This window comes from Methylobacterium sp. WL18 (assembly GCF_008040015.1).
GTDB lineage: Bacteria > Pseudomonadota > Alphaproteobacteria > Rhizobiales > Beijerinckiaceae > Methylobacterium > Methylobacterium mesophilicum.
The window spans coordinates 1-4,104 of sequence record NZ_VRVD01000425.1 but is presented as its reverse complement, the minus strand read 5'-3'; the positions used below and the strand labels follow the sequence as shown (position 1 = coordinate 4,104).

Below are 4,104 nucleotides of genomic sequence, written 5' to 3'. Positions count from 1 at the left end.
CCGCAACCAGCCGGTGCGGCCGTCGGCGGCGAGGGCCTGGGCGGTGCGCGGGCTAATATCGATCCGGTCATGGGCCTGCGCGGCGGGCGCGAAGAAGGCCGGCGCGAAGGCCGCCTGCGGCAGGCCGAACCCGGAAACGAAGCCCAGAGCTAGGGTCCCGGTGAAGCGCCGGAGGCCGTTGCGGCCCATGCGGCGAAGTGCCCGGTGCTTGGTCCCATCCTGCTGCCGCGGCAGCCAGGCCACGGTCTCATCCTCAAAACGACTCGTGCGGTCGGACGTCTTCGGCACGAGTCGGCTCACGTCGTCGGCGCAACGCGCCGGCTCCGGGAAAACCCCCATCACTGGTCCTCTTCCAGATTGTCCCTTGCGTCGGCCCGGCGTCTGGCGGCCGGGCTCTTTGAAGCGGCGGCCCTATCGGCGCCGGCCGTGACCAGAATGGGACGGCTCCGTGATTCAAGCGTGGCACGGTCAACGAAGGGTTAACCCTGCTTTTTCAGGCCGCCTTAACGCCGTGATCCGGCCGTGCTTGCCGGTCTCGAAGCGCAAAGTTGTCGCATTCGACTTGGAACGGGCCACGGTCGAGCCAGTTAAATATCGCCCCGGGGGGCTCGACTACTCATTCCCCAGACGCGACGCGCGTCCCCACAAGGACACTATTTTCCGATGAGCATGCAGACCGGTCGCCGCGTCGGCGTCGCGTTCGTTGGCATGGGTGGCGCCGTTGCCACCACCGCCATCGCCGGCATCGAAATGATCAAATCCGGATCGAACCGGCTTGACGGGCTGCCGCTCGCCGGCCTCTCCGTCGCGGGCATGGTGGACTACAAGGACCTCGTGTTCGCCGGCTGGGACCTGAACGGCGACGACCTCGCCTCGGCCGCGACCGGTCACGGCGTGCTGTCGAGGGACGACATCGAGAACGGCGCCCAGGTCCTGAAGGGCATCACGCCCTGGCCGGCGGTGGGCAGCGCGAAGTTCTGCAAGAACATCGACGGGCAGAACCGCATCGTCGCCAAGGACCACCGTGAGGCGGTCTCGGTGATCGCCAACGACCTGCGCCGCTTCCAGAAGGAGAGCAACCTCGACGAGGTGGTCGTCGTGAACCTCGCCTCCACGGAGCGCTGGCCGGACCTCAACGACCCGACCCTGAACTCCACCGCCGCCTTCGAGAAGGGCCTAGATTCGAGCGACGAGGCGATCTCGCCGGCGATGCTCTACGCCTACGCGGCGATCAAGAGCGGGATCCCGTACGCCAACTTCACCCCGAGCATCGCGGCCGACGTGCCGGCCCTGCTCGGATTGGCCACGGAGATGAACGTCCCGGTGGCCGGCAAGGACGGCAAGACCGGCCAGACCATGATGAAGACGGTGCTGGCTCCCGCCTTCAAGGCCCGCGCCCTCCATGTCGACGGCTGGTTCTCGACCAACATCCTGGGCAACCGCGACGGCCTCGCCCTGAACGACCCGAACTCGCTGCAGTCGAAGCTCAACACCAAGGGCACGGTGCTCGACTCGATCCTCGGCTACCCGGTCGAGGACCACCTCGTGCACATCCACTATTACCGCCCCCGCGGCGACGACAAGGAAGCCTGGGACAACATCGACGTCACTGGCTTCATGGGCCAGCGGATGCAGATCAAGGTCAACTTCCTCTGCAAGGACTCGATCCTGGCGGCGCCGCTCGTCATCGAGATCGCCCGTGTGCTCGATCTGGCGAAGAAGCGCGGCGACGGCGGCGTGCAGGAGCAGCTCTCGACCTTCTTCAAGGCCCCGATGGTGAAGAACGGCCGCGGGCCGGAGCACGCCTTCGGCAAGCAGGAAGCGATGCTTCTCGACTGGCTCGGCGTCCACTGATGTCGGGTGCCGCGGCGCCGGCCGCGCTGCGTGAACTCTTCGTGGAGATGAACGACCTCAAGCGCGTCCGCTCCGCGGGCCGCGAGGGGTCGATCGCCGAGCGGCTGTTCGCGCAGGGGTGGGGCCTATTCACGGGTGGGGCCTCGCCCGACGATGTCGCCCTCGACATCACCGCGACGACGCTCGCCGCGACGCGGCTCTGCGACCTCGACGCCGCCTTCCTGTCGGCGGCGGGGCTCTCCGATGCGGCGGCCTCCGCGGTCCTGGTCGCGGGCTTCGATGCCGTGGCCGGCGACCTCGATCCAGACCTGCGGGATCGCCTGCGCGGCCGACTCGCGCCGCGCCCGCCGGGCCGGCCCGGACCTTTGCCATCCTTCGTGGCGGCCCTGGCCCAGCAGCCGCGGGCGGGCGTGACCTGCCCCGGCCGCGCCCGGATCCTGCTGGAACCGCCGGAGAACCACGCCGAGCATTGCCTGATCGTGGCCGTCTACGGCGTATGCCTCAGCCCGTTCTACCGGGCCGATCCCGGCACCGTGTTCCTGGCCGCGATGGCCCATCACTTCCACAACGCCGCGATGCCGGATGCCGGCTTCACCGGCGAGATGCTGCTCGGTGACCATCTCGACCCGATCATGGCCGTGACCACCGGCTGGGCGATGTCCGAGCTCGACGGGCCCCTGCGCGGGCACGTCGAGCGGGCGCGCGCGGTGCTGCCGGACGACGCCACCGCGGAGGGCCGTGCCTTCCACGCGGCCGACTGCGTCGATCGGGTCCTGCAGATCGCCCAGCATCTGCGGGGTGCCTCGACCACGATGACGGCGGTGCTCGACGAGTGGGAGCTGGTCCATGCCGGGCCGGTGAAGGGGTTCCACGACCGTGTCCTGCGCGACATGCGCATCCCTTAGGACCGAACCCGCGTTGTCCGTCAGACCCGGTCGCCCATCTGACGGGGCGGTCTTGAGAGCCCATGATCCCGTTCGAACTCCAATCGCCGCAGACCGGCAACCCCCTGAAGCCCGATGCGCCGCACGCCCTGCGCGACGCCGGCACCGGCGCGCGCTGGCCCGTCATCGACGGCATCCCGTACCTGCGGGTCGGCCGCGAGGCGCTGGTCGAACGTGTCCTGGCCCACCTCGATGCGGGCGAGCCCGACGAGGCCCTGGCCGCCCTGCTGGTCGATCAGGACGCGTGGTGGAACGGCCCTCCCGCCGACCCGGCCGGGATCATCCGGCTGATCAAGGGCCGGCGCGACGCGACCCTCCGGGAGGCGGTCGACTGGCTCGGCTGGGGCCGGGTCGGCGACTACTTCCTGCACCGCTGGACCGACCCGACCTTCCTGGCCGGCCTGACGCTGCTCGAGGCCCATTGGAACGAGCCGCGCTGCGTCTTCGAATTCGCCTGCGGCATCGGCCATTACCTGCGGGAACTCGAGCGCCGCGGCTGCAAGGCCGCCGGCGCCGACGTGGTCTTCGCCAAGCTCTGGGTCGCACGCCATTGGGTCGTGGGGCCGAAGGCGCAACTCGTCTGCTTCGACGCCGGCTCGCCGCACTGGCCGATCCCCGGCGCGCCGGTCGATCTCGTGGCCTGCAACGACGCCTTCTACTTCCTCGACGATAAGCCGGCCCTGCTCGAGAACCTGCGGCTGAATGCCGGGGACGACGGCTGGCTCGCGCTCAGCCACATCCACAACCGCGATTGCCCGGGCTTCTCCGCCGGCCGGGCCGTCACCGCCGAGGAGATCGCCGACCTGTTCCCCGACGCCCTCGTGTACGACGACGCGGAATTGACCCGCGCCCTGGTCGAGGGCCGGGCGCCGGTGCCCCAGGAACCCACGGCGCTGCGGAGCTGCGAGGCGTTCTCGGTGGTGGCGGGCCCCGGCATGCGTCCGGCTCCGCGGGCGGTGGTGGACGGCCTGACGCTGCCGAAGGCCGGCACCGTCGTGCAGCTCAACCCGCTGTATCGGCCGGAGGGGGACGGCTACGCGATCCGCTGGCCCTCCGAGCGATACGAGGCGGAATACGCCCCCCGCGCCACCTACCCGATGCGATCGCCGGGCCCCGCGCAGCTCACCTTCGACGGCCGCATCGACGGGCCCGAGACGCAGCGCGTCCGCGCCCGCGAATTCGTCGATCTGCCGGAGCGCTGGTGATGGACGGGGTCGGCTGGGGCATCGTCGGCTACGGCTGGGTCGCCCGCGACTACATGGCCCCGGGCATCCGCGCCGCCGGGCACCGGCTCGTCGCGGTCAGC

The 4,104-nt window shown here is 70.2% G+C and carries 3 protein-coding genes and 2 pseudogenes; 4 read left to right on the top strand and 1 reads right to left on the bottom strand.

The features are described 5' to 3' along the window. Window positions 1–243: pseudogene (locus FV228_RS22160) on the bottom strand (lytic transglycosylase domain-containing protein); the annotation flags it as partial. A gap of 420 nt (window positions 244–663) precedes the next feature. Between FV228_RS22160 and FV228_RS22155 the strand changes: the two are divergent. The 4 genes and pseudogenes from FV228_RS22155 to FV228_RS34345 form a co-directional block, all read left to right on the top strand. After that, complete coding sequence (locus FV228_RS22155) at window positions 664–1,854, top strand: inositol-3-phosphate synthase (protein ID WP_147856578.1); 1,191 nt, start codon at window positions 664–666, stop codon at window positions 1,852–1,854. After that, window positions 1,854–2,759 carry an HD domain-containing protein gene (locus FV228_RS22150; protein WP_147856577.1) on the top strand — a complete coding sequence of 302 codons (906 nt, stop codon included), beginning with the start codon at window positions 1,854–1,856 and terminating at the stop codon, window positions 2,757–2,759. Before FV228_RS22155 ends, FV228_RS22150 begins: the two co-directional genes overlap by 1 nt. Before the next feature lie 62 nt (window positions 2,760–2,821). Beyond that, entirely contained in the window at window positions 2,822–4,003 is a 1,182-nt protein-coding gene (locus tag FV228_RS22145) for a methyltransferase domain-containing protein (RefSeq protein ID WP_147856576.1), read from the top strand. Beyond that, window positions 4,003–4,104, top strand: a pseudogene (locus FV228_RS34345) (gfo/Idh/MocA family oxidoreductase); the annotation flags it as partial. The gene FV228_RS22145 and the pseudogene FV228_RS34345, both read left to right, overlap by 1 nt.

Bases quoted from the DNA above. Each gene is read 5' to 3' on its own strand.
- FV228_RS22155 (WP_147856578.1), top strand. From the start codon at position 664: ATGAGCATGCAGACCGGTCGCCGCGTCGGCGTCGCGTTCGTTGGCATG.
- FV228_RS22145 (WP_147856576.1), top strand. From the start codon at position 2,822: ATGATCCCGTTCGAACTCCAATCGCCGCAGACCGGCAACCCCCTGAAG.
- FV228_RS22150 (WP_147856577.1), top strand. From the start codon at position 1,854: ATGTCGGGTGCCGCGGCGCCGGCCGCGCTGCGTGAACTCTTCGTGGAG.